The 21,520-nt window shown below is 72.8% G+C and carries 18 protein-coding genes and 1 other RNA gene; 2 read left to right on the top strand and 17 right to left on the bottom strand.

The features are described 5' to 3' along the window. The first annotated feature begins 105 nt into the window (after positions 1–105). Entirely contained in the window at positions 106–1,446 is a 1,341-nt protein-coding gene (gene murA, locus ACIGXW_RS19225) for a UDP-N-acetylglucosamine 1-carboxyvinyltransferase (protein ID WP_399574111.1), read from the top strand. Positions 1,447–1,741: 295 nt separating this feature from the next. Here the strand turns inward: murA and ACIGXW_RS19220 are convergent, their stop codons facing one another. From ACIGXW_RS19220 to ftsE, 13 genes are all read right to left on the bottom strand, one after another. Continuing rightward, positions 1,742–2,023, bottom strand: a complete 282-nt coding sequence (locus ACIGXW_RS19220; RefSeq protein WP_071961969.1) for an HU family DNA-binding protein — start codon at positions 2,021–2,023, stop codon at positions 1,742–1,744. Between the two features lie 273 nt (positions 2,024–2,296). Next, positions 2,297–3,730 carry an NAD-dependent malic enzyme gene (locus tag ACIGXW_RS19215; protein WP_399574110.1) on the bottom strand — a complete coding sequence of 478 codons (1,434 nt, stop codon included), beginning with the start codon at positions 3,728–3,730 and terminating at the stop codon, positions 2,297–2,299. Positions 3,731–4,155: 425 nt separating this feature from the next. Beyond that, positions 4,156–6,492, bottom strand: a complete 2,337-nt coding sequence (locus tag ACIGXW_RS19210; protein WP_399574109.1) for a HelD family protein — start codon at positions 6,490–6,492, stop codon at positions 4,156–4,158. A gap of 126 nt (positions 6,493–6,618) precedes the next feature. After that, a complete protein-coding gene (locus tag ACIGXW_RS19205) occupies positions 6,619–7,338 on the bottom strand; it encodes an anti-sigma factor family protein (protein ID WP_399574108.1) in 720 nt (239 codons plus the stop codon). Next, positions 7,335–7,874: a sigma-70 family RNA polymerase sigma factor gene (locus ACIGXW_RS19200; protein WP_071961965.1), complete on the bottom strand. Its 540-nt coding sequence runs from the start codon at positions 7,872–7,874 to the stop codon at positions 7,335–7,337. The genes ACIGXW_RS19205 and ACIGXW_RS19200 overlap by 4 nt, the downstream gene beginning before the upstream one ends. A 140-nt stretch (positions 7,875–8,014) precedes the next feature. Then, the gene (locus ACIGXW_RS19195; protein WP_399574107.1) at positions 8,015–8,611 is read right to left on the bottom strand and encodes a CGNR zinc finger domain-containing protein; all 597 of its coding nucleotides are present in this window, start codon (positions 8,609–8,611) and stop codon (positions 8,015–8,017) included. A 109-nt stretch (positions 8,612–8,720) separates the two neighbouring features. Next, complete coding sequence (locus ACIGXW_RS19190) at positions 8,721–9,692, bottom strand: LysR family transcriptional regulator (protein WP_399574106.1); 972 nt, start codon at positions 9,690–9,692, stop codon at positions 8,721–8,723. A 61-nt stretch (positions 9,693–9,753) separates the two neighbouring features. Continuing rightward, positions 9,754–10,920, bottom strand: coding sequence for a hypothetical protein (locus ACIGXW_RS19185; RefSeq protein ID WP_399574105.1), 1,167 nt, complete (start codon positions 10,918–10,920; stop codon positions 9,754–9,756). 222 nt (positions 10,921–11,142) lie between these two features. Then, positions 11,143–11,512, bottom strand: a transfer-messenger RNA (tmRNA) gene (gene ssrA, locus ACIGXW_RS19180). Between the two features lie 101 nt (positions 11,513–11,613). Continuing rightward, positions 11,614–12,117, bottom strand: coding sequence for an SsrA-binding protein SmpB (smpB, locus tag ACIGXW_RS19175; RefSeq protein WP_071961961.1), 504 nt, complete (start codon positions 12,115–12,117; stop codon positions 11,614–11,616). 18 nt (positions 12,118–12,135) lie between these two features. Then, positions 12,136–13,356 (bottom strand): S41 family peptidase, encoded by a 1,221-nt coding sequence (locus ACIGXW_RS19170; RefSeq protein ID WP_399574104.1) that lies wholly within the window; start codon positions 13,354–13,356, stop codon positions 12,136–12,138. Positions 13,357–13,445: 89 nt separating this feature from the next. After that, positions 13,446–14,357 carry a permease-like cell division protein FtsX gene (gene ftsX / locus ACIGXW_RS19165; protein WP_071961959.1) on the bottom strand — a complete coding sequence of 304 codons (912 nt, stop codon included), beginning with the start codon at positions 14,355–14,357 and terminating at the stop codon, positions 13,446–13,448. 19 nt (positions 14,358–14,376) lie between these two features. After that, positions 14,377–15,066, bottom strand: coding sequence for a cell division ATP-binding protein FtsE (ftsE, locus tag ACIGXW_RS19160; protein WP_071961958.1), 690 nt, complete (start codon positions 15,064–15,066; stop codon positions 14,377–14,379). 275 nt (positions 15,067–15,341) lie between these two features. On the opposite strand from ftsE, the gene ACIGXW_RS19155 reads away from it, so the two are divergent. After that, the gene (locus ACIGXW_RS19155) at positions 15,342–15,536 is read left to right on the top strand and encodes a hypothetical protein (RefSeq protein ID WP_399574103.1); all 195 of its coding nucleotides are present in this window, start codon (positions 15,342–15,344) and stop codon (positions 15,534–15,536) included. An 81-nt stretch (positions 15,537–15,617) separates the two neighbouring features. On the opposite strand, the gene ACIGXW_RS19150 is transcribed toward ACIGXW_RS19155, so the two are convergent. From ACIGXW_RS19150 to ACIGXW_RS19135, 4 genes are all read right to left on the bottom strand, one after another. After that, the gene (locus ACIGXW_RS19150; protein ID WP_399574102.1) at positions 15,618–16,634 is read right to left on the bottom strand and encodes a hypothetical protein; all 1,017 of its coding nucleotides are present in this window, start codon (positions 16,632–16,634) and stop codon (positions 15,618–15,620) included. 252 nt (positions 16,635–16,886) lie between these two features. Next, on the bottom strand, positions 16,887–17,993 hold the full coding sequence (gene prfB, locus ACIGXW_RS19145; RefSeq protein WP_399574101.1) for a peptide chain release factor 2: 1,107 nt from the start codon (positions 17,991–17,993) through the stop codon (positions 16,887–16,889). 158 nt (positions 17,994–18,151) lie between these two features. Next, on the bottom strand, positions 18,152–19,519 hold the full coding sequence (locus tag ACIGXW_RS19140) for a serine/threonine-protein kinase (RefSeq protein WP_399574100.1): 1,368 nt from the start codon (positions 19,517–19,519) through the stop codon (positions 18,152–18,154). Positions 19,520–19,690: 171 nt separating this feature from the next. Next, the gene (locus ACIGXW_RS19135; protein WP_399574099.1) at positions 19,691–21,487 is read right to left on the bottom strand and encodes a serine/threonine-protein kinase; all 1,797 of its coding nucleotides are present in this window, start codon (positions 21,485–21,487) and stop codon (positions 19,691–19,693) included. Positions 21,488–21,520 lie beyond the last annotated feature (33 nt).

The raw sequence follows: 21,520 nt of genomic DNA, 5'->3' as shown, positions 1-21,520 counted from the left end.
ACAAACCCATGACGTACTTCCAAGCCCCTCAGGGCGGCAGAAGGGCCCTCCGGTCCCATTACCCTTTCTTCTTGCCCCCTGCCCAACTCCAGGAACGCGAGATCCATGACCGGCCCTGACGATGTCCTGCTTGTCCACGGCGGTACCCCGCTCGAGGGAGAGATCCGCGTCCGCGGCGCGAAGAATCTCGTGCCCAAGGCCATGGTCGCCGCCCTGCTCGGGCACGGCCCCAGCCGGCTGCGCAACGTCCCCGACATCCGTGACGTGCGCGTCGTGCGGGGGCTGCTGCAGCTGCACGGTGTAACGGTCCGCCCCGGCGACGAGCCCGGCGAGCTGGTCCTCGACCCCACGTACGTGGAGAGCGCCAACGTCGCGGACATCGACGCGCACGCCGGCTCCTCGCGCATTCCGATCCTGCTGTGCGGCCCGCTGCTGCACCGCCTCGGCCACGCCTTCATACCCGGCCTGGGCGGCTGCGACATCGGCGGCCGGCCGATCGACTTCCACTTCGAGGTCCTGCGCCAGTTCGGTGCGACCATCGAGAAGCGCGAGGGCGGCCAGTACCTGGAGGCCCCGCAGCGGCTGCGCGGCTGCAAGATCCGTCTGCCCTACCCCTCGGTCGGTGCGACCGAGCAGGTGCTGCTGACCGCCGTCCTGGCGGAGGGCGTCACGGAGCTGTCCAACGCGGCCGTGGAGCCGGAGATCGAGGACCTCATCTGCGTGCTGCAGAAGATGGGCGCGATCATCGCCATGGACACCGACCGGACGATCCGGATCACCGGTGTCGACAAGCTCGGCGGCTACAACCACCGCGCGCTCTCGGACCGCCTGGAGGCGGCCTCCTGGGCGTCCGCGGCGCTGGCCACCAAGGGCAACATCTACGTCCGCGGCGCCCAGCAGCGCTCGATGGTCGCGTTCCTCAACACCTACCGCAAGGTCGGCGGCGCCTTCGAGATCGACGACGAGGGCATCCGCTTCTGGCACCCGGGCGGCTCGCTCAACGCCATAGCGCTGGAGACGGACGTCGCCCCCGGCTTCCAGACCGACTGGCAGCAGCCGCTGGTCGTGGCCCTGACGCAGGCCTCGGGCCTGTCCATCGTCCACGAGACGGTGTACGAGTCGCGCCTGGGCTTCACCTCCGCGCTCAACCAGATGGGCGCGCACATCCAGCTCTACCGCGAGTGCCTGGGCGGCTCCGCCTGCCGCTTCGGCCAGCGCAACTTCCTGCACTCCGCGGTCGTCTCCGGCCCGACGAAGCTGCAGGGCGCCGACATGGTCGTCCCCGACCTCCGCGGCGGCTTCTCGTACCTGATCGCGGCCCTGGCCGCCGAGGGCACCTCGCGGGTCCACGGCATCGACCTGATCAACCGCGGCTACGAGAACTTCATGCAGAAGCTGAAGGACCTCGGCGCCAACGTGGAGCTGCCCGGCGGCTCGGCGGTCTGACCAGCGGCCGGCTGGGGGTCCGGGGGTCATCCCCCGGGTCAGTACAGCATGCAGAAGCTGAAGGACCTCGGCGCCAACGTGGAGCTGCCGAGCGGCTCCGACGCCCGATACGCAAAACCCCTGACGGCCCGTAGGGCCCGTTTCCGGGCCTCGAAGGCCCGTACGGGCCCTGACGGGCCGTTACGGGCTTCACGGGCCGTTCACAGGCCGTTTGCGCCGTGGTTACGCCGAAAGGGCGGCCACCCTCCCCGGGTGGCCGCCCTTTCGCGCTGGAGGCTTGTGGGCCCCTGAAGGCTTACTTGCCCTTCGCGGCTTCCTTGAGCTTGGAGCCCGCGGAGACCTTCACGCTGTAACCGGCAGCGATCTGGATCGGCTCGCCCGTCTGCGGGTTGCGCGCGGTCCGAGCGGCACGGTGGGTGCGCTCGAAGGTCAGGAAGCCGGGGATGGTGACCTTCTCGTCGCCCTTGGCGACAATCTCGCCGACGGTCTCGGCGAGGGCGGCCAGAACGGCGTCGGCGTCCTTGCGGGTCACCTCGGCGCGGTCGGCCAGAGCGGCCACCAGCTCACTGCGGTTCATGTTGTACTCCCGTGTTCTTCTTGCCATTGAGGCGTGAGATCGAAGCCGATGCTGCCAGGGCCCTCGGACAGTCCCCGGACCCGGGTCCGTTTGCCAGACCCTCGCGCCCGGTTACGCATCCTGCCCCCACCAGTGGCGGGAAAGCCAATCCGGCACCCTGGAGAGTCACACGGAAAGCGCCACAGCCTCGGATGCGGCCGCATTTCTGCGGCTGATTTCTGCCCGACACCTTATGGGGGGCCAAGTGGCGTCGCGCCACTCGACGCGCCGTGGTCAGACCGCCGTGGTGCCCGTCACAGCCGCCCCGGCGGCCTTCGCGGCCTCCCGGACGGCCCCGGCGACCGCTCCGGCGACCTTGTCGTTGAAGACGCTGGGGATGATGTAGTTCGCGTTGAGCTCGTCCTCGGCGACGACATCGGCGAGCGCGCCGGCGGCCGCGAGCATCATCTCGGTGTTGACCGTACGCGACTGGGCGTCCAGCAGACCGCGGAAGACGCCCGGGAACACCAGCACGTTGTTGATCTGGTTCGGGAAGTCCGACCGCCCGGTCGCCACCACCGCCGCGGTCTGGCGTGCCACAGCCGGCTCGACCTCGGGGTCGGGGTTGGCAAGTGCGAACACGATCGCGTTCTCCGCCATCGCCGCCACGTCCTCGCCACCGAGCACGTTCGGCGCCGACACACCGATGAACACATCCGCGCCCCGCACGGCCTGCTTCAGGGTGCCCGTCATGCCCTCGGGGTTGGTGTTGTCCGCGATCCACCGCAGCGCCGAACCCGGATCGGCCGACACCAGGTCCTCTCGACCGGCGTGCACGACACCGTGGATGTCGGCGACCACGGCGTGCTTGACACCGGCGGCGATCAGCAGCTTCAAAATGGCCGTACCGGCCGCGCCCGCACCCGACATGACGACCCGTACGTCACCGATGTTCTTGCCCACCACGCGCAGCGCGTTGGTCAGGGCGGCGAGGACGACGATGGCGGTGCCGTGCTGGTCGTCGTGGAAGACGGGGATGTCCAGCGCCTCGCGCAGGCGGGCCTCGATCTCGAAGCAGCGCGGGGCGGAGATGTCCTCGAGGTTGATGCCGGCGAAGCCGGGGGCGATGGCCTTGACGATCTCGACGATGGCGTCGGAGTCCTGGGTGTCCAGGCAGATCGGCCAGGCGTCGATGCCCGCGAACCGCTTGAACAGGGCCGCCTTGCCCTCCATCACCGGCAGGGCCGCCTTGGGGCCGATGTTGCCCAGGCCCAGCACCGCGGAGCCGTCGGTGACCACCGCGACACTGTTGCGCTTGATCGTCAGACGGCGGGCGTCCTCGGGGTTCTCCGCGATCGCCATGCACACCCGCGCCACACCGGGGGTGTAGACCATGGAGAGGTCGTCACGGTTGCGGATGGGATGCTTCGACGCCATCTCGATCTTGCCACCGAGGTGCATCAGGAACGTACGGTCGGAGACCTTGCCCAGCACCACACCCTCGATGCCGCGCAGCTTCTCCACGATCTCGTCCGCGTGCTCCGTCGACGTCGTCGCCATCGTGACGTCGATCCGCAGCTTCTCGTGACCCGAAGCGGTCACATCCAGACCCGTCACCGAACCACCCGAGGACTCCACAGCCGTGGTCAGCTGGCTCACGGCCGTACCGCCCGCGGGAACCTCGAGTCGGACCGTCATCGAGTACGAGACGCTAGGCGCCGTTGCCATGGCCGCTTTCCTCTGCTTTCGCTTGTTTCGCTCGTGGCGCGCGTCACGGAGACGCGAGACATCCGATCGTCCCACCTACCGGTCGGTAGGAGGTAACCAGGCCCTCATGCCGGAAGAAATCTTCCGGAATACGAGAAGGCCAAATGCCGACGGGCGCCCTCCCCGGCAGGGAAGGACGCCCGTCAGGACATCTGTGGCGGCACCGACCCGCCATGCTCGCCTCGCGGCAAGTGGTCGCTCGAAGCGACTAAGGTTGGGCCCGGGGGCTTGGATCGAGCCGGTGCCGTAACCAGGCTAACAAACAGCTCCGCGAAGTGATTCCGGTAGGGCACGTTCCGCTCTCGGAACGTCAGATCGGGCGCGGCCGCGTGCGCCGTTCGGCCCCCGGGGCGGCCGGAGCCGCCCCGTGCGGGACCGGTCGGGCGTCAGTCCCTGAGCAGGTCCGGCACCCCGGCGTCGTCCGGGTCGTCCTTCTGGCCCGAGAGCACCGTCAGCCGCTGGGTGGCCCGGGTGAGGGCGACGTAGAGCACCCGCAGACCGGCCGGGGACTCGTCGGCGATCTCGGCGGGCGAGACCACGACCGTCGCGTCGTACTCCAGGCCCTTGGCCTCCAGGCTGCCCAGCACCACCACGCGGTCGCCCAGGCCCGCCAGCCACTCGCGCGCCTGCGCCCGGCGGCCCATGGGGACGACCACGCCGACCGTGCCGTCCACGTCGGCCAGCAGGTGCGCCGCCTCCGCGCGCACGGACGCGCCCAGGTCCTCGCCCGCCACGGCGAACCGGGGCACGACGCCGGTGGAGCGCACCGCCCGCGGCGACCGCATGCCCGGCATCGCCAGGGCCAGCACGCGGCCCGCCAGCTCGGCGATCTCGGCGGGGTTGCGGTAGTTGACGGTCAGCTCGAAACGGCGGCGCTGGCGGGCGCCGAGCGCCTCGTCTCGGGCGGCGGCGGCCTCGTCCGGGTCGGACCAGGACGACTGCGCCGGGTCGCCGACGATCGTCCAGGTGGCGGTGCGGCCCCTGCGGCCCACCATCCGCCACTGCATGGGCGTCAGGTCCTGTGCCTCGTCGACGATGACGTGCGCGTAGTCGCGGCGCTCCTCCGCGAGGCGCTCGGCGCGCTCGCGGCGCGACTCCGAGCGCTGGGGCATCAGCTCCTCCAGCCCGGTGAGCTGGTCGAGCGGGTCCACCTCGCGCGGCTGCCGGGGGCGGAAGGGGACGCCGAGCAGCGTCTCCAGCTCGTCCAGCAGCGCCACGTCGTGCACGGAGAGCGGGCCGCGGCCCCCGGCGTCCAGGCGGCTCAGCGAGCGGGCCAGGCGGCGCACCTCGCGGGGGTTGAGGTCCCGGCGCGACCAGCGGCCCAGCCGCTTCTCGTCGGCCATGCAGGCCAGCACGCGGCGCGGGGTGAGCTCGGGCCACCAGGCGTCGAGGAAGTCGGTGAAGACGGTCTCGGTGGTGATGTCCTCGTCGAACGCCGCCCGTGCCTCGGCCGCGAGTTCGGGGTCGGTGTAGCGCTTGCGGCCGCCGGCGCGGGACCACAGGGCGTCGAGGATCAGCCGGCGGGCGCGCGGGCGCAGCAGGTTGACGGGCGCGGTCCCGCCGAGGGCGGCGTTGCGGATGCGGCGCAGCTCCTCGCCCTCCAGCTCGACGCGGGCGCCGAAGGCGACGACGCGCAGCCGGTCGGGCACCGCCCCGGCGCCCTGCGGCACCTCCAGCGCCCCGCGGGCCGCCTTGCGCAGCACCTTGAGCATGCGGGAGGAGCCCTTTATGCGGGCGACGGCGGGCTCGTCGTACGTGTCGGCCTCGGCGCCGTCGACGAGGGAGCCGACCGCGCGGATCGCGACCTGGCCCTCCTCGCCGAGGGAGGGCAGCACGCCCTCGGTGTAGGAGACGAGCAGCGGCGTCGGGGAGACGACGAGGATGCCGCCCGCGTAGCGCCTGCGGTCCTGGTAGAGCAGGTAGGCGGCGCGGTGCAGGGCCACGGCGGTCTTGCCGGTGCCGGGGCCGCCCTCGACCTCGGTGACCGAGGCGGCGGGGGCGCGGATGACCATGTCCTGCTCGGCCTGGATGGAGGAGACGATGTCGCGCATCGTGTGGCTGCGGGCCTGGCCGAGGGCGGCCATCAGGGCGCCGTCGCCGACGACGGGGAGCGCGGCCCCCTCCAGGGTGGTGGCCAGCTCCGGGCGCAGCAGGTCGTCCTCGACGCCGAGGACCTTGCGGCCCTTGGAGCGGATGACGCGGCGGCGTACGACCCGGCCGGGCGCCACGGGGGTCGCGCGGTAGAAGGGCGCGGCGGCCGGTGCCCGCCAGTCGATGACGAGCGGGGAGTAGTCGGCGTCCAGCACGCCGATGCGGCCGATGTGCAGCGTCTCGGCGATCTCGGCGCGGTCGTCGCGCACCGCGTCGTCGGCGGGCTCGACGGAGGTGTACGCGCCGTCCGGGCCCTTCTTGCCGTCCTTGCCGAGGAGCAGGTCGATGCGGCCGAAGAGGAAGTCCTCGAACTCGTTGTTCAGCCGGTTGAGGTGCACGCCGGCACGGAACACCTGGGCGTCCCGCTCGGCGAGTGCGCCGGGCGTGCCGACCTGGCCGCGCTTGGCGGCGTCGTCCATGAGGAACTCGGCCTCGTGGATCTTCTCCTCGAGGCGCCGGTACACCCGGTCCAGATGGTGCTGTTCGGCACCGATCTCGCGGTCGCGGACCCCGTCGGGCTCCTTCGCCCGTCCTGTCGCCACCTGCGCGTCTGTGGCGTTCTGCGCGGCCACCCAGGCCCCCTTCTGCTGTGCGTAGGGCAGCCGTCAACCGTACGCGAACAGGGGTAGTGAGCGCACCTGTCAGGACATGAGGGGTTTGCCACGAGTGTCGCCTGTTGACGGATCACCCGGGACCGCTCACATGGGCACCGTCGCCAGCCGCCTGCCGTCGAGCGTGCGCACCTCGAACCGGGCGATGTCGGCACGGTTGAAGGCCGCGCCGCCGTGCGTGTACAGGGGCTCCCTGCCCCACTTGGTGGCGGCGCCGGGCAGGCCGTAGCCGGACGCGGGGACGGCCCAGGTGGTGACGGTCTGCTCCTGGCCGTTCCTGCCGACGGCGACGAGGTCGCAGGTCAGCGGGCCCTTGACGTGGGCCAGCTTGAGGGCGACGTGGGTGCCCCAGGGCTTGCTCTGCAGGGAGACGGTCGCGTCGACGTCGGTGTCCGGGTCGACGGCGCCCTTCTTGTCGCCCTCCTCGTACATCTCCTTGGCGGCGCTGACGCTGCTGTGGTCGGGGGCGTCGCGTGCGGTCAGGGCGGCGCCCACCAGCGGCCCGGCGGCGATCAGCACGACGGCGGCGGCCACCAGCCACAGCCGGCGGGTGCGTCGTGCCCGGCGGGCGGCGCCGACGTCCTCGAGCAGCCGGTCCAGCAGCTCGGGGCGGGGCGCGGCGGTGAGGATCTCCGGGTCCGGCGTGGACTCCCCGAGTTCGCCGAGGAGCGGGGTGAGGCCCATGAGGTCGTCGAGCTCGGCGGCGCAGCGGGGGCAGCCGGCGAGGTGCTCCTCGAAGCGGGCGGCATCCGCGTCGTCGAGGACGCCGAGGGCGTAGGCGCCGACCGCCGTGTGCTCGGCGTTCATGCCGTCACTCCTCGTTCCTCGAGGGAGAGCTTCAGGGAGCGCAGCGCGTAGAACACGCGGGACCTGACGGTCCCGGCCGGAACGCCCAGCACGTCGGCCGCCTCGCTCACCGTACGTCCTTTGAAGTAGGTCTCTATCAGCGCCTCTCGGTGGGCGTCGGACAGGTCGCGCAGCGCGTCGGAGATCGTCATCAGGCGCAGCGCCCGGTCGATCTCGTCAGTGGCGGGCAGCAGTTCCAGCGGACCGGGGTCGACTTCGCGGGGCCGGGCCTGCCGGCTGCGGTGGTGGTCGATGACGATGCGGCGGGCGACGGTCACCAGCCACGGCCGTACGGATCCGGCGGCGCCGCGCAGCCGGTCGGCGTTGCGCCAGGCGCGCAGCAGGGTCTCCTGGACGACGTCCTCCGCGCGCTGGCGGTCGCCCGCCACCAGGCGCAGCACGAAGGCGAGCAGGGGGCCGGCGTGCTCGTCGTAGAGCGACCGCATCAGGTCCTCGTCCGGACTCGTCCTGTCAGCCACAGCGGCATCCTTGCGCAAGCCTTCCCCCTGGGTCGATAGCGCGGTTCGGTGGTTCCGGGTGCGCCGGGGTGTCAGGTGGGCGGTGCCCTCCGGCGGGGGGTACGGATCCGGCGGGCCGGGCGTTCAGCGCGGGGCGAGGTTTTTCGTGGCGGTCGCCACTAGCCGTTCAGGGCGCGGCCGTTGACGGGCTGGGCGCCGGCGCGGCGGCGGTGGCGGGCGACGCGTTCGCGGTTGCCGCACACTTCGCTGGAGCACCAGCGTCTGCGGCGGCCGCGGGATGTGTCGAGGTAGACCAGCGAGCAGCTCTCGCCTTCGCACTGGCGCAGCTGGCCCCGCGCGACGGGGTCGGTGAGCAGGTCCACTGCGTCGCGGGCGACCTGCCCCAGCAGCGCCCCGCAGTCGGGGGCGACGGCCAGGCTCCGCACGAGGAGGCCGCCCGGCCCCCGGACCGCCCGCGGGGCGGGCGGGGCGGTGGCGGCGAGGGCGTTGACGCGCTCCAGGTCGGGGTCGGCGGCGCGGCCGGCGATCTCGCCGTGCACGACGCGGTGCAGCAGGTCGCGGACGCCCTGGAAGCGTACGAGCCAGTCGGCGTCCACGGCGTCGAGCGGCGTGCCCGGCGGCACCGTGCGGGACCCCACCAGCCAGGACCGTAACCGCCGGGGGCCGTCGAGCCGCTCCGCGGGTTCCGCGGTGGCCACCAGGTCGAGGCAGAGCCGTCCGGTGTCGAACCGCAGCTCGTGGGAGGCCGCTGCCATGCGTCACCTTTTCCGTGTGGGTGGTTCCCCCGCACGTCCCAGGGTGCCGGTCCGCGCCCGCCGCCGGAAGCCCCGCCGTTTCCCTGGGCTCCGCCCCGGACCCCGGTCCTCAATCGGCGGACGGGCTCGAGAACACTGCCGCGTCGCCCGCCGGCAGCCACGCCCCGGCTGGCCGCTCCAGCCAGTCGTGTGCCGCGGCCAGCTCGCGGGCGGCGGTGCGCAGGGCGTCGAGCCCGGGGTGGCGCAGGCCGCGGCGCCACACCATCGCCACCGGCGACAACGGCACCGGGCCGGCCAGCGGCCGCAGCACCATGCCCGGGATCTCGATGAACTCGACGCTCGCCAGCACCGACCAGCCCCGCTTGCGCACGAGGCGGACGAACTCCTCCTTGCCCTCGATCTGCGGGAACGGCTCGGCGATCGCGATGCCGCGCCCTTCGAAGAGCCGCTCGGCGAGGTCGGTCCACTCGGCGGTGGCGGGGTTGCCGGCGGCCGCGTAGAGCGTCTCGCCGCGCAGCGCGCCCAGCTCGATCTCCTCGCGGTCGGCCAAGGGGTGGTCGTCCCGCAGGAGCACGGCCATCGGCTCCAGCCGTACGGGCTGGTGGCACAGCCCGGCCCGCAGCGGCTCCGGGAGGCCGCCGAAGCGGCCGAAGGAGACGTCGAGCCGGCCGTCGGCGAGACCGGCGGCGGCGCCCGTGAGGCCGCCGTGGTGACGGGCGACCAGCTCCGTCCCGGGCGCCGCGCGGCGGGCGGCCGTCAGCACGCGGTGCCCGGTGCTCACGGGGCCGCCGACGTCCACGAGCAGCGGCCGGTCCGCGCCCGCGCAGGCCGCCGCCAGCTCCTCGTGGGCGGCGAGCACCCGCCGTACGTACGGCAGCAGACGGGCGCCCTCCGCGGTGAGGGTCACGTTCCGGGTCGTCCGGACGAAGAGGTCGGCGCCCAGGCGTTGTTCGAGCCGGCGTATGTCGCGGCTGAGGGCCTGCTGGGCGATGAACAGGCGCCCGGCGGCCCGGGTGAAGTGGAGCTCCTCGGCGACGGCGGCGAACGCCCTGAGCAGCCGCGGCTCTATGTCGTGTGGCACGCCCGGCAGTCAACATCGCCCGGCGGTGCGGCGCCACCCGCACCAGTGATGCGCGCCCGGCTCAGCCGGCCGCCCGCGGCCCGCGGCGGCGCAGCAGCAGGGTCACGGCGCCCGCCGCCACCAGCGCCGCCGCGCCTCCCGCGCCCGCGATCAGCAGCGCACGGCCCGGGCCGCCGGGCCCCCCGGGCTTGCCGGTGGCGCCGGTGACCAGCAGGTGGCCGGTGCGCTTGACCCGGCCGTGGTGGCTGATGACGGTGACGGGGTAACGGCCGGACGCGAGGCCCGTGCGGACCCGGGCCGGCCCGACGTAGCGGGGCATCGCGCCGTCGGCCGCCTTGCTGTCGTCGCGCCGGAGCGGGACGGGGCCCTCGAAGGCCGGCGAGGTGGCCATCAGGCGCTCGTCCTCGCCCGGGTCGGGAGAGGCGTCGCGCCACAGAACGTTGACGCTGCCGCCCGCCGCGACCTTGTGGCCGTGCGTGCGGGCCGCGGCGGGGCGGCCCGCGGCGGCGAAGAAGGCCGGGCCGCGCGCCCTGCCGACGTAGTCGCGGTCGCCGGGCCGGGCGGCGCGGACCACGAGCGGCCGCTCCTGGACGGGGCTGCCGTCGGGGCCGGTGAGCGTGACCTTGTACGTACCGTCCTTGACGTCCAGGGGCAGGGCGACGAGCGCGGTGAACATCCGGGGGTTGTTCCAGTGCGGCCCCCGGGGGTCATGGGTCAGCCGCACCTTCGAGCGGAAGGCCGCCGAGGCGGCGGTGAAGGTCTCGCCGTGCGCGCCGGGGCGCAGGTCGTCGAAGGACAGGCCCAGCCGCTCGCCGGGCCGCAGCACGTCGTCCGGCGTGCTCACCCGGAACGTCGCCGGGCGCGGGGCCCGGACCTCCACGCGGTCCTCGGCCACGACCCGGCCGCCCGCGCGGACGGTGAGCGGATACGTACCGGGCTCGACGTCCCCCGCGATCGCCGGCCGCGCGTGGTGGCCGCGGTCGCCGTGCCCGTAGGGGACCAACTGCACCGGGTGACGGAAGACCGGCGAGGTGACGGTGACGCCGCCCCGCTCGCGCAGGCCCCGCACATCGATGTCGATCAGTTCACCGGGGCGGTTGTCGAAGGCGCCGTTGAGCAGGAGGTGCGCCGCGCCGGGGCTCTCGTCGGCGACGGCGGCCGGTGCCGCGCCCAGCCACAGGGCACCCGTGCCCACCGCGACGCCGGCCACTGTCCGTGTCCACTTCACCGGGCCCCCTCGGTCGCCCCCTGGTCCCCCTGTAAGAGGCCCGCCCCGCGCCATCGGTTGCCCGGGGGCGGCCGGAGGGAAACGACGAAGGCCCCACCGCCTGGGCGGTGGGGCCTTCGCCTCACATGAAACATGGGATGAGGGGGCCTGGGGGTCATGCCCCCAGAAATGGGACGGGTGGACCGTGCTCGCGCTCTTTGCGAGCACAGTCCGCCCGTCCGCCCGTGGAGATGGCGGGAATCGAACCCGCGTCCAACGGTGCAGAATCAGGGCTTCTCCGTGTGCAGTTCGCTGCGATTTTCTCGGCCCCGGAGATCACGCGAACAAGTCTCCGACGGGCTCAGTCACTGTTTGATTTCCCACCAGACCCCGTGACCGGGTCTAGTGGTTTAGTCCCCTAGCTGATGCCAGGATCCGGGTCGGGAACAGCCCCGGGCTGACACTTCGCAAGTCGCTACTTAGGCAGCGAGGGCGAAGGAATCGCGCTTGGTGTTGGCGATTATTGGTTGCGACATATGGTTTACGAGATCATTGCCGCTTCCTCGACACGCTTCCCCTGCTTCGACATCCGCTGTCGAAACCGATCATCCCCATGTTGTGTTTTCAAGCTGCGCACCGGTTACCAGCCGGTGTGCTGTGAGCCCATCGTACGTGACCAACGCACGAGGGTGCCAGCGAATTCCCCGGGAGGGGCTAGCCCCGCTGGGCCCGCTGGGCCTGCTGCCGCCGGCGGGCGGCGGCGATGGCACGGTTCGACTCGCGCGTGTCCTGCTTCTCGCGCAGCGTCTGCCGCTTGTCGTACTCCTTCTTGCCCTTGGCCAGAGCGATCTCGACCTTGGCCCGGCCCTCCTTGAAGTAGATGGCGAGCGGCACGATCGTGTGCCCCGTCTCCTGCGACTTCGAGTCGAGCTTGTCGATCTCCGCCCGGTGCATCAGCAGCTTGCGCTTGCGGCGCGCGCTGTGGTTGGTCCACGTGCCCTGGGCGTACTCGGGGATGTGGGCGTTGTGCAGCCAGGCCTCGCCGCCGTCGATCTGGACGAAGCCGTCCGCCAGCGAGGAACGACCCTGGCGCAGCGACTTCACCTCGGTGCCGGTCAGCACCATGCCGCACTCATAGGTGTCCAGAATGTGGTAATCGTGGCGCGCCTTCTTGTTCTGCGCGACCAGTTTGCGACCCGTCTTCTCTTTCTTAGCCATAGCGCGGCCATTCTCGCACTACGACCCACCCCCGAGGCCACCCAATACTGTGCGGGCCCGCTGCTCGGCGTCGTCGCGCGCCACGAGGTCGGGAGCGATTCCAAAGCCGTCGACCGAGCGTCCGGAGGGGGTGCGGTAGTGGCCGACGGTGAGCTCGGCGACCGAGCCCTCCGCGAGCCGGCTGGGCATCTGCACGGACCCCTTCCCGAAGGTGCGGGAGCCGACGACGACCGCCCGGCCGCGGTCCTGCAGGGCGCCGGCCAGCAGCTCGGCGGCGCTCATGGTGCCGCCGTCGACGAGGACGACCAGCGGGCGGCGGGTGTCGCCGCCCGGCTCGGCCCGCAGGACCCGCTGCCGGCCGTGGACGTCGTACGTGGCGACGAGGCCGCCGTCGAGGAAGGCGGAGGCGGTGGTGACGGCCTCGGCGAGCAGCCCGCCGGAGTTGCCGCGCAGGTCCAGCAGCACGCCGTCGCCGGGCGCCGCGGCCCGTACCGCGTCGCGGACGCGCTCGCCGGTGCCCTTGGTGAACGCCGCCACCTTGATCAGGGTCGCCGGGGTCCCGCCGGCTCCGGGCCCGCCCAGCCGGCCGACCTCGACGCTCTCGGTGGCCAGCCGCTCCCGGAGCATCGTCCGCTCCCACCGCCGGTCCCCGCGCTGCAGGCCGACGCGCACCGCCGTGCCGGGCGCGGCGGCGGGCCAGGCGGCGAGCGACCGGCCGTCGCCGCGCAGCAGGGAGACGACCTCGGTGACGGGGCGGCCGGTGACGTCGACGGCGTCGACGGTGCGGATCCGGTCGCCGGCCCGGACCCCGGCCCGCTCGGCGGGGCCGCCCGGCCGGACGCTGTCGACCTCCATCCGGCCGCCGCCCGCGCGCCGCGTGGTCAGGCCGACCCCGACGTACGCGCCGTCCAGGGCGAGCGCGAAGCCCTCGTACTCGCGGCGGCTGTAGACGGCGCCCCAGGCGTCACCGCTGCGGTCGAGGACCTCGGAGGCCGCCTCCGAACCGGACCGGCCGTCCTGCGCCGCCTCCTCGGCCGCGGCCTCCAGGGCGCTGCGGTCGACGGCCCTGGCGGCGGTACGGGGCGGGGTGTGCCGGCCCGGCGGAGTCCGGCCGTCCTGTGCCTCGTCGCCCCAGGAGCCCATGGCGGCACCCGCTGTCAGCACACCCACGAAGACCAATGTCAGGGCCGCCCCGCGGCGGACGCGGCGCGGCGGAACGAACATCGTCGGGCCGGGCATGCGCGTGAGTCTAGGACACCGAAGGGCGCCGCACGGGGAGTTGACCGCACGGCGCCCTTGGCATGTGAAGGTTGTTGAGGTAGCGGCGCTCAGACCTTGAGGTACTTCCGGAGGGCCGCGAAGGCCGCCAGGGCGGGCATCAGCAGGCCGATGGCCAGCACCAGCGGCAGCTTGGCCAGCACCGCGTCCCAGCCGATGAACTGGATGACGTCGATGTGGTGGGCGAGCCAGTTGTTCACCAGGAAGTACTGGCCGCCGACCAGCAGCACGCACGCGAAGCCCGCGCCGAGCAGACCGGCGAAGGCGGCCTCCATGATGAACGGGATCTGGATGTAGAAGCTGGACGCGCCGACCAGCCGCATGATCCCGGTCTCCCGCCGACGGCTGAACGCCGAGACGCGGACCGTGTTGACGATCAGCATCAGGGCCACCACCAGCATCAGGCCCATCACGCCGAGCGCCGCGTAGTTCATGCCGTTGAGCAGGTTGAAGAGGTTTTCGAGCAGGGTTTTCTGGTCCTGCACGACCTGCACGCCGGGGCGCTGCGAAAAGGCGCTGGAGATCACCTGGTATTTGGACGGGTCCTTGAGCTTGACGCGGAAGGACTCCTGCATCTGGTCCGGCGTGAGGGAGCCGGCGATCGGGGATTTCCCGAACTGCTCCTTGTAATGCTTGTACGCCTCGTCGGCCGTCTCGAACTGGACGCTCTGGACGACCGACATCTTCTGCAGGTCGGCCTTGATCTGTTTCTTCTGCTCGTCGGTCGCCACGCCCTTGGCGCAGGCGGGATCCGACTCGGCGTCGATCTTGTTGCAGAGGAAGATCGAGACATTGACCTTGTCGTACCAGTAGCCCTTCATCGTGCTGACCTGCTCACGCATGAGCAGGGAACCGCCGAACAGGGCGAGCGACAGGGCGACGGAGACGATGACCGCGAAGGTCATCGTGAGATTGCGGCGGAGACCGACGCCGATCTCCGACAGGACGAACTGGGCGCGCATGGCGTCCTCTCACTGCCTTTCAGTGCTGGTAGCCGTAGACGCCGCGCGACTGGTCGCGCACGAGACGGCCCTGTTCGAGTTCGATGACGCGCTTGCGCATCTGGTCGACGATCTGCTGGTCGTGGGTGGCCATGATGACCGTGGTGCCGGTCCGGTTGATGCGGTCGAGCAGCTTCATGATGCCGACGGACGTCTGCGGGTCCAGGTTTCCGGTGGGCTCGTCGGCGATCAGCAGCATCGGGCGGTTGACGAACGCGCGGGCGATCGCGACGCGCTGCTGCTCACCGCCGGAGAGCTCGCCGGGCATCCGCTCCTCCTTGCCGCCCAGCCCCACCAGCTCCAGGACCTGCGGGACGGCCTTGCGGATCTCACCGCGCGGCTTGCCGATCACCTCGAGGGCGAAGGCGACGTTCTGCGCGACGGTCTTGTTCGGCAGCAGCCGGAAGTCCTGGAAGACGGTGCCCAACTGGCGGCGCATCTGCGGCACTTTCCAGTTGGAGAGCCGGGCGAGATCCTTGCCCAGCACATGGACCTGGCCGTGGCTGGCCCGCTCCTCGCGCAGCAGCAGCCGCAGAAACGTGGACTTCCCGGAACCGGAGGAACCGACCAGGAAGACGAACTCGCCTTTCTCGATCTCGAGCGAGACGTCCCGGAGTGCCGGACGGTTCTGCTTGGGGTAGGACTTGGAGACGTTGTCGAATCGGATCACGAATGCACCACGCGTCGACCTGGAGAGCGGCACGGAACGCCGCGTTCACGGCGCCCGTCGGTGTGCGTGACCATACCGAACCGCCCGTGTACGCGCAGTCGGCATCCGGGGTTAGCGCCACCATTACCGGCACCATCGGGGACAAACCCTGGACAATTGGCCTCCGTTTCCCGGTTTGCGGGGCCGCACGCGCCGAACGGCGGGAAAGCTGGCACAGTGGTATGGGGAACCGCAGAGCGCTCCCGCGCGTTGGACGTACCGGAGGAGGACATCGCATGACATGCGACCGACTGGTGTGCGCCAACTGCGCGGCCCCCGTCAGCGAGGGCCGGTGCCCGGTCTGCCGGGCGAGCCGCGAGCGGCTGCAGCACCAGGAAGGCATCTTCGGCGGGCTGACCCCGACGGCACTGATCGTGCTGCTGGTGGCGCTCGTCGCGGTGATGGCGCTCGTTCGCGGTTTCGCGGGGTAGTGGAGCGACTGCATACGGCAAGGCCGAGGCCCGGAACGCGGAAGCGTCCCGGGCCTCGGGCGTGTGCGGTGCTCGCCGTCGTCAGGCGGCGGTGCTGCGGTTGATCAGGCGCGGCAGCATCCGGAAGCCGATGCCACCCGCGATCATCGTCGCGGCACCGGCCACGAGGAAGGCCGTCTGACCGGCGCCGGTCTGGGCCAGCTCACCGGTCTGGGCCAGCTCCTCCTTGGGCTTGCCCTGCTGAACGGGCTGCGAGCCGGCGCTGTCGGGGCTGGTGTTGCAGTTGCCGTCGGTGTCCACCGGGCAGGTACGGGCGTCGTCGCCGCCCTGGCCGCTGCCACCGCCGGTGCCGCCGCCGGCGACGGAGCCGCTGTGATCGCCGCCGGTCGAGCCGGTGGAACCGCCGGAGGTGCCGTGGTCGCCGCCGGTGGAGCCGCTGCCGCCGGTGGAGCCGCCACCGGTCGTACCGCCGCCCGTGGTGCCGCCACCGGTCGTACCGCCACCGGTGGTCTCGCCACCCGTCGTGCCGCCGCCCGTCGTACCGCCGCCGGTCGTGCCACCGCCCGTGGTGCCGCCGCCGGTGGTCTCGCCGCCGCCCGTCGTGCCGCCGCCGGTCGTACCACCGCCGGTGGTGCCGCCGCCCGTGGTCTCGCCACCGGTCGTGCCACCGCCCGTGGTGCCGCCGCCGGTCGTACCACCGCCGGTGGTCTCGCCACCCGTCGTGCCGCCGCCGGTCGTACCACCGCCGGTGGTGCCGCCGCCCGTGGTCTCGCCGCCGGTCGTGCCACCACCCGTGGTGCCACCGCCGGTCGTACCGCCACCGGTGGTCTCGCCACCCGTCGTGCCGCCGCCCGTCGTGCTGCCACCGGTCGTGCTGCCGCCCGTGGTGCCACCGGGAGTGGTGGGCTGCGGGATCTCGGTCGGGCCGGACGTCGGGTCGCCGGCGGCGGTGTGGACGTCCACACTCACGCCGAGCCCGGGAACGTCGACTCCGACACCGGCGGCCGAAGCCGCGCCGGCGGCCGTCAGCGAAGCGCCCGCGGCGATCATCGCGCCGGCCGCTATTCGCGCAACGCGCAGCCGCGTCTTGTTCGTCATTGCCTGCTACCCCCAGTAGCCGATCTCGTCAATGGAGCAGCTATGCACGGGGCGGTGGCGCTTCGGGGGCGGCGTGACCGAACCGGCCGTACGCAGTGCGTACGAGCCGGGGCGCTCGCCCCCCGCCACACGTGCCCCAGTGATACGCATGCCGCACGCCAGCCTTCCCAGTTTTGCGGGCAGCGTCAAGGAAGTTACGGGCGTGATGTCCGGCTACACGGGGGTTGATCGGGTTTGTCGACCCGGGGTGTCCTACTTCTCCTGCTGCTTACGCCAGCGGATACCAGCCTCGAGGAAGCCGTCGATCTCGCCGTCGAGCACGGACTGCGGGTTGCCGACCTCGAACTCGGTGCGCAGGTCCTTGACCATCTGGTACGGGTGCAGGACGTACGAACGCATCTGGTTGCCCCAGGAGCTGCCGCCGTCGCCCTTGAGGGCGTCCATCTTGGCGCGCTCCTCCTGGCGCTGACGCTCGAGGAGCTTGGCCTGGAGGACGTTCATGGCGCTCGCCTTGTTCTGGATCTGCGAGCGCTCGTTCTGGCAGGAGACGACGATGCCGGTGGGGATGTGCGTGATGCGGACCGCGGAGTCGGTCGTGTTGACGCCCTGACCGCCGGGGCCGGACGCGCGGTAGACGTCGACGCGCAGCTCGGACTCGTCGATCTCGACGTGGTCGGACTGCTCGACGACGGGCAGGATCTCGACGCCCGCGAAGGACGTCTGGCGACGGCCCTGGTTGTCGAAGGGCGAGATGCGCACCAGGCGGTGCGTGCCCTGCTCGACGGAGAGCGTGCCGTAGGCGTACGGCGCGTTGACGACGAAGGTGGTCGACTTGATGCCGGCCTCTTCGGCATACGAGGTCTCGTAGATCTCGGTCTTGTAGCCGTGGCGCTCGGCCCAGCGCAGGTACATGCGCTGCAGGCGCTCGGCGAAGTCGGAGGCGTCGACGCCGCCGGCCTCGGCGCGGATGTTGACGAGGGCCTCACGGGCGTCGTACTCGCCGGAGAGGAGGGTACGGACCTCCATCTCGTCCAGCGCCTTGCGGACGGAAGCCAGCTCGGCCTCGGCCTCGGCCTGGGTGTCCGCGTCGTCCTCGGCCTCGGCGAGCTCGAAGAGCACCCCGAGGTCGTCGATGCGGGCGCGCAGCGCCTCGGCCTTGCGCAGCTCCGCCTGGAGGTGCGACAGCTGGCTGGTGATCTTCTGTGCCGCGTCGGGGTCGTCCCACAGGGACGGGGCGGCCGCCTGCTCCTCGAGCACGGCGACGTCGGCCCTCATCCTGTCGAGGTCCAGAACGGCCTCGATCGACCCCATGGTCGAGGAGAGGGACTTCAGCTCTTCGGATACATCAACGACTGCCACGCACCCAGCCTAACGGCTGTGCCGGGTTCCCCGGTCCGAAGGGCCACGCCCTTCCGCTTCCGGCGGCGCCTTTCGCCTCACAGACCGGGCCGGGGGGCCGGGTTCCGCCCGGCCGCGGCGGTGATCCGCCACGGCGGCGCGGTCCGGCGGGGCCGTGGCTAGCGCAGGGGGGCCACGGAGCCCTGGGGCGGGTTCCGGTCCGGGGCGCCGGGGCCGTGGCCCGGGTCCGTACGGTGGACGCCGGGCTGCTTGCCGCCCGGCTTCGCGTCGCCCGCGTCGTCGCCGCCGGTGGCGAACCAGCCGCCGACCCCGGCGGCCGCGGCCAGGGCGACCGCCGCCGCGCCGAGCCTGATGCGGCGGCGCCGCACCTCCGCCGACGAGCGGTGCCGCGCCGAGCCGGCCCGGCGCTGCCCGGGCGAGCGCGGGGCACGTGCCGTGCCGTGCGCTCCGCCGGCCAGCTCCTCCGGGCCGGGCACGCGCATGCTGGTGTGGGTGTCGCGGCTGGAGTCGGAGACGGCGGCCGGTACGAGCGGCACCGCGCCCCGGCGGCGCGGCCCCGCGGCGGCGGCCGGGCCGGGCCCGGCGGCCCCGCTCTCGTACGCGCCCTCGCGCTCCGCGCCGTCCGCCGTGGCCTCTTCCGGCTCGTCGATGTCGAGCGGCGGGATCCCGGCCAGGCCGGGCAGCAGCTCGCGCAGCCGCGCCGCGAGCTCCGAGGCCCGCAGCCGGGACGCGGGCGCCTTCGCCAGGCACTGGACGACGAGCTGCCACAGCTCGTCGGGGATGCCGGGCAGCGGGGCCACGGTCTCCGTGACGTGCCGGCGCAGCACGGCGCCCGGGTGGCCGCCGCCGAAGGGCGTGAAGCCGGCCAGCAGCTCGTACAGGACGGTCGCCAGGGCGTAGACGTCGACGGACGCGCGCGGCGGCAGGCCCTCGATGATCTCCGGCGCGAGGTAGTCGGGGGTGCCGATGACGCTGCGGGCCGCGCCGGCCGTGCGCTCGGAGCGCTCCGCGCGGTCGCGGACGGGGCGCGGGAAGTCGACGAGGCGGGCGATGCCGAAGTCGGTGAGCAGCGCGGGGTGGGCGCCGCCGGGCCCGAGCGGGCCCTGCATGTCGAGGAGGACGTTCTCCGGCTTGACGTCGCGGTGGATGATGCCGGCGGCGTGCGCGGCGGCGAGGCCGTCCGCGACGTCGGCGACTATCGCGACGGCCGCCTCGGGGGCCAGCCTGCGCTCGCGGTCGAGCCGGGTGCGCAGGTCCGTGCCCCGGATGAGGTCCATGACCAGGGCGAGGTCGGCGCCGTCGACGACGAGGTCGCGGACGCCGACCACGTGCGGGTGGTCCAGGCCGAGGAGGGCCGCGCGCTCCTGCACGAAGCGGCCGACGAGCTCCTGGTCGGAGGCGAGGTCCTCACGCAGGAGCTTGATGGCGACCGGGCCCTCGGGTCCGTCGCCGAGCCACACCGTCCCGGCACTGCCGCGGCCCAGGACCTGGTGGGCGGTGTACCGGCTGCCGATCTTCCGTGCCAAGACTGTTCCCCGACTCCTCCGTCATCCGACAGGCTCGCTGGCGACCAAGCTACGCGGCCGAGGGGGCGTTGGGGACACCGATTCGGTGCCAACCGTCACTTCTGAGGCAGAAAACACCCGTCGGGTGTCGACATGTCGACCGGCCCACCCCTCGCCCGCGGGCCTGCCGGCCTAGCGGCTGGACACCAGATCCGAGATCCAGTCCTTCGTGTCGGTGACCCAGTCCCAGGTGGCGTCCCAGAAGCTCTTGCCGTCGGCGACCCAGTCCTTGAGCGGGGTGAACTCCCAGACCAGCCAAGAGCCGACCACCAAGACGACGATCATGAACAGGCAGCCCTTGAGGCAGCCGAGGCCCGGGATGCGCATGGGGTTCGCACTGCGCTGCCGCGGCGGACGCGGCTCCCGGCGCGGCGGGGCCGGCTCGGGCGCGGGCGGGGGTGCGTAGCGCTGGGGCGGCGGCGGTGCCTGCTGCTGGGGCGGCTGAGGCGTCTGATAGCGGGGCTGGGGCTGCTGCCGCTGCGGGGGCCGCGGCGGCGCGTAGTGCTGGGGCTGGGGCTGGGGCTGCGCCTGGGGCGCGTACGGCTGCTGCTGCCCGTACTGCTGCTGGCCGCGCTGCCGGCCCTGCGGCGGCTGCGGGGGCTGCTGGGGCGCGGGCCCCGGGCGGCGCGCGGGACGGCGCCGCAGCGGGTCCTCGCTCGGGTCGAGGTACTGCACCTGGGTCTGGTCGTTGCGGTCCCGGGCCGCGCGCATCTGAGTCTGCCAGGGGTGGGGGCTGTCGTCCCCACCCTGCTGACCGGGCTGTCCCTGCGGCACCGGCGGCATGGCCCGGGTGGGGTCGGCACCGGCGCCGTACGGGCCGGGGCCCGCGGGCAGGACCTGGGTGGGGTCGGCGTTGGGGCCGCCGCCGGGGCCGGGCGGGGTGCTCGGCAGGAGGCTGGTCGCGGCGTCGGGGTCGTACGCGCCGGGCGCGCCGGCGCCGGACGGCAGCACCTGAGTGGCGTCGGCGTCGCCGGTACCGGGCGCCGCGTTCAGGCCCGTACCGGGCACGTACGTGGGCTCCGGGTCGGGCGCGAGCAGCGCGGCGACGCCCAGCGCGGCCTCGGCCTGCGCCGGGGAGGCGTGCACGCCGACGCCGGCCGCGACCACGCGCAGGGCGCGGGCGAGGTTCTCGGCGCTGGGCCGCTCCTCGGGGCGCTTGCGCAGGCAGCGCTCGATGACCGTCCACAGCGGCTCGGGGACGGTCGTGGGGCGGCGCGGTTCGGCGCTGAGGTGCTGGTGGAGCACCTCGAGCGCGGTGCCGCCGCCGAACGGCGGACGGCCGGTGACCAGCTCGTACAGCAGGATGCCGGCGCCGTAGATGTCGACGGCGGAGGTCTGCGGGCGGCCCTCGGCCGACTCGGGCGCGACGTAGGCCGGGGTGCCCACGAACTCGTGGGTGCGGGTCAGGCCGGGGGAGTCCGCGAGGCGGGCGATGCCGAAGTCCGTGAGCATCGGGTGCAGCTGGCCGCCCTCGCTCTTGAGGAGGACGTTGGCGGGCTTGAGGTCCCGGTGGACGACACCGTCGGCGTGGCTGGCGGCCAGGGCGTCGGCGATCTGCGCGGTGATCAGCGCGGCCGCCACGGGGGTGAACGGGCCGTTCTCCCGGAGGTGGCGGTGCAGGTCCGGGCCGTCGACCAGGTCCATGACCAGCGCGAGCAGGTCGCCCTCGACGACGAGGTCGCGGGTGCGCACGATGTTGGGGTGGGTGAGCCGGAGCAGGACGGAGCGCTCGCGCAGGAAGCGCATCACGACGTCCGCGTCGTTGGCCAGCTCCTCCTTGAGGACCTTGATCGCCAGGGTCTCGCCCGGCTGTCCGGCCACCGCCGCCTCGGCTCCGGCCGTCTCGCGCTGGCGCGCACGCCAGACGGTGCCCGTGGCTCCGCGTCCGAGCGGCTCCTCGAGCAGGTATTTGCTGCCTACCGGCCGCACGTCATGCGCTCCCTGGTCGTGATCCGAGCTGTC

Source organism: Streptomyces sp. NPDC053079, from assembly GCF_044546695.1.
GTDB lineage: Bacteria > Actinomycetota > Actinomycetes > Streptomycetales > Streptomycetaceae > Streptomyces.
The sequence above is the reverse complement of the archived record's forward strand: the minus strand, read 5'-3'. Positions and strand labels throughout refer to the sequence as shown.

What these genes read in the sequence shown, in the direction of transcription:
- murA (WP_399574111.1), top strand. Translation starts at nt 106, where the DNA reads ATGACCGGCCCTGACGATGTCCTGCTTGTCCACGGCGGTACCCCGCTC.
- ACIGXW_RS19220 (WP_071961969.1), bottom strand. Translation starts at nt 2,023, where the DNA reads ATGAACCGCAGTGAGCTGGTGGCCGCTCTGGCCGACCGCGCCGAGGTG.
- ACIGXW_RS19215 (WP_399574110.1), bottom strand. Translation starts at nt 3,730, where the DNA reads ATGGCAACGGCGCCTAGCGTCTCGTACTCGATGACGGTCCGACTCGAG.
- ACIGXW_RS19205 (WP_399574108.1), bottom strand. Translation starts at nt 7,338, where the DNA reads ATGAACGCCGAGCACACGGCGGTCGGCGCCTACGCCCTCGGCGTCCTC.
- ACIGXW_RS19195 (WP_399574107.1), bottom strand. Translation starts at nt 8,611, where the DNA reads ATGGCAGCGGCCTCCCACGAGCTGCGGTTCGACACCGGACGGCTCTGC.
- smpB (WP_071961961.1), bottom strand. Translation starts at nt 12,117, where the DNA reads ATGGCTAAGAAAGAGAAGACGGGTCGCAAACTGGTCGCGCAGAACAAG.
- ACIGXW_RS19170 (WP_399574104.1), bottom strand. Translation starts at nt 13,356, where the DNA reads ATGCCCGGCCCGACGATGTTCGTTCCGCCGCGCCGCGTCCGCCGCGGG.
- ftsX (WP_071961959.1), bottom strand. Translation starts at nt 14,357, where the DNA reads ATGCGCGCCCAGTTCGTCCTGTCGGAGATCGGCGTCGGTCTCCGCCGC.
- ACIGXW_RS19155 (WP_399574103.1), top strand. Translation starts at nt 15,342, where the DNA reads ATGACATGCGACCGACTGGTGTGCGCCAACTGCGCGGCCCCCGTCAGC.
- ACIGXW_RS19150 (WP_399574102.1), bottom strand. Translation starts at nt 16,634, where the DNA reads ATGACGAACAAGACGCGGCTGCGCGTTGCGCGAATAGCGGCCGGCGCG.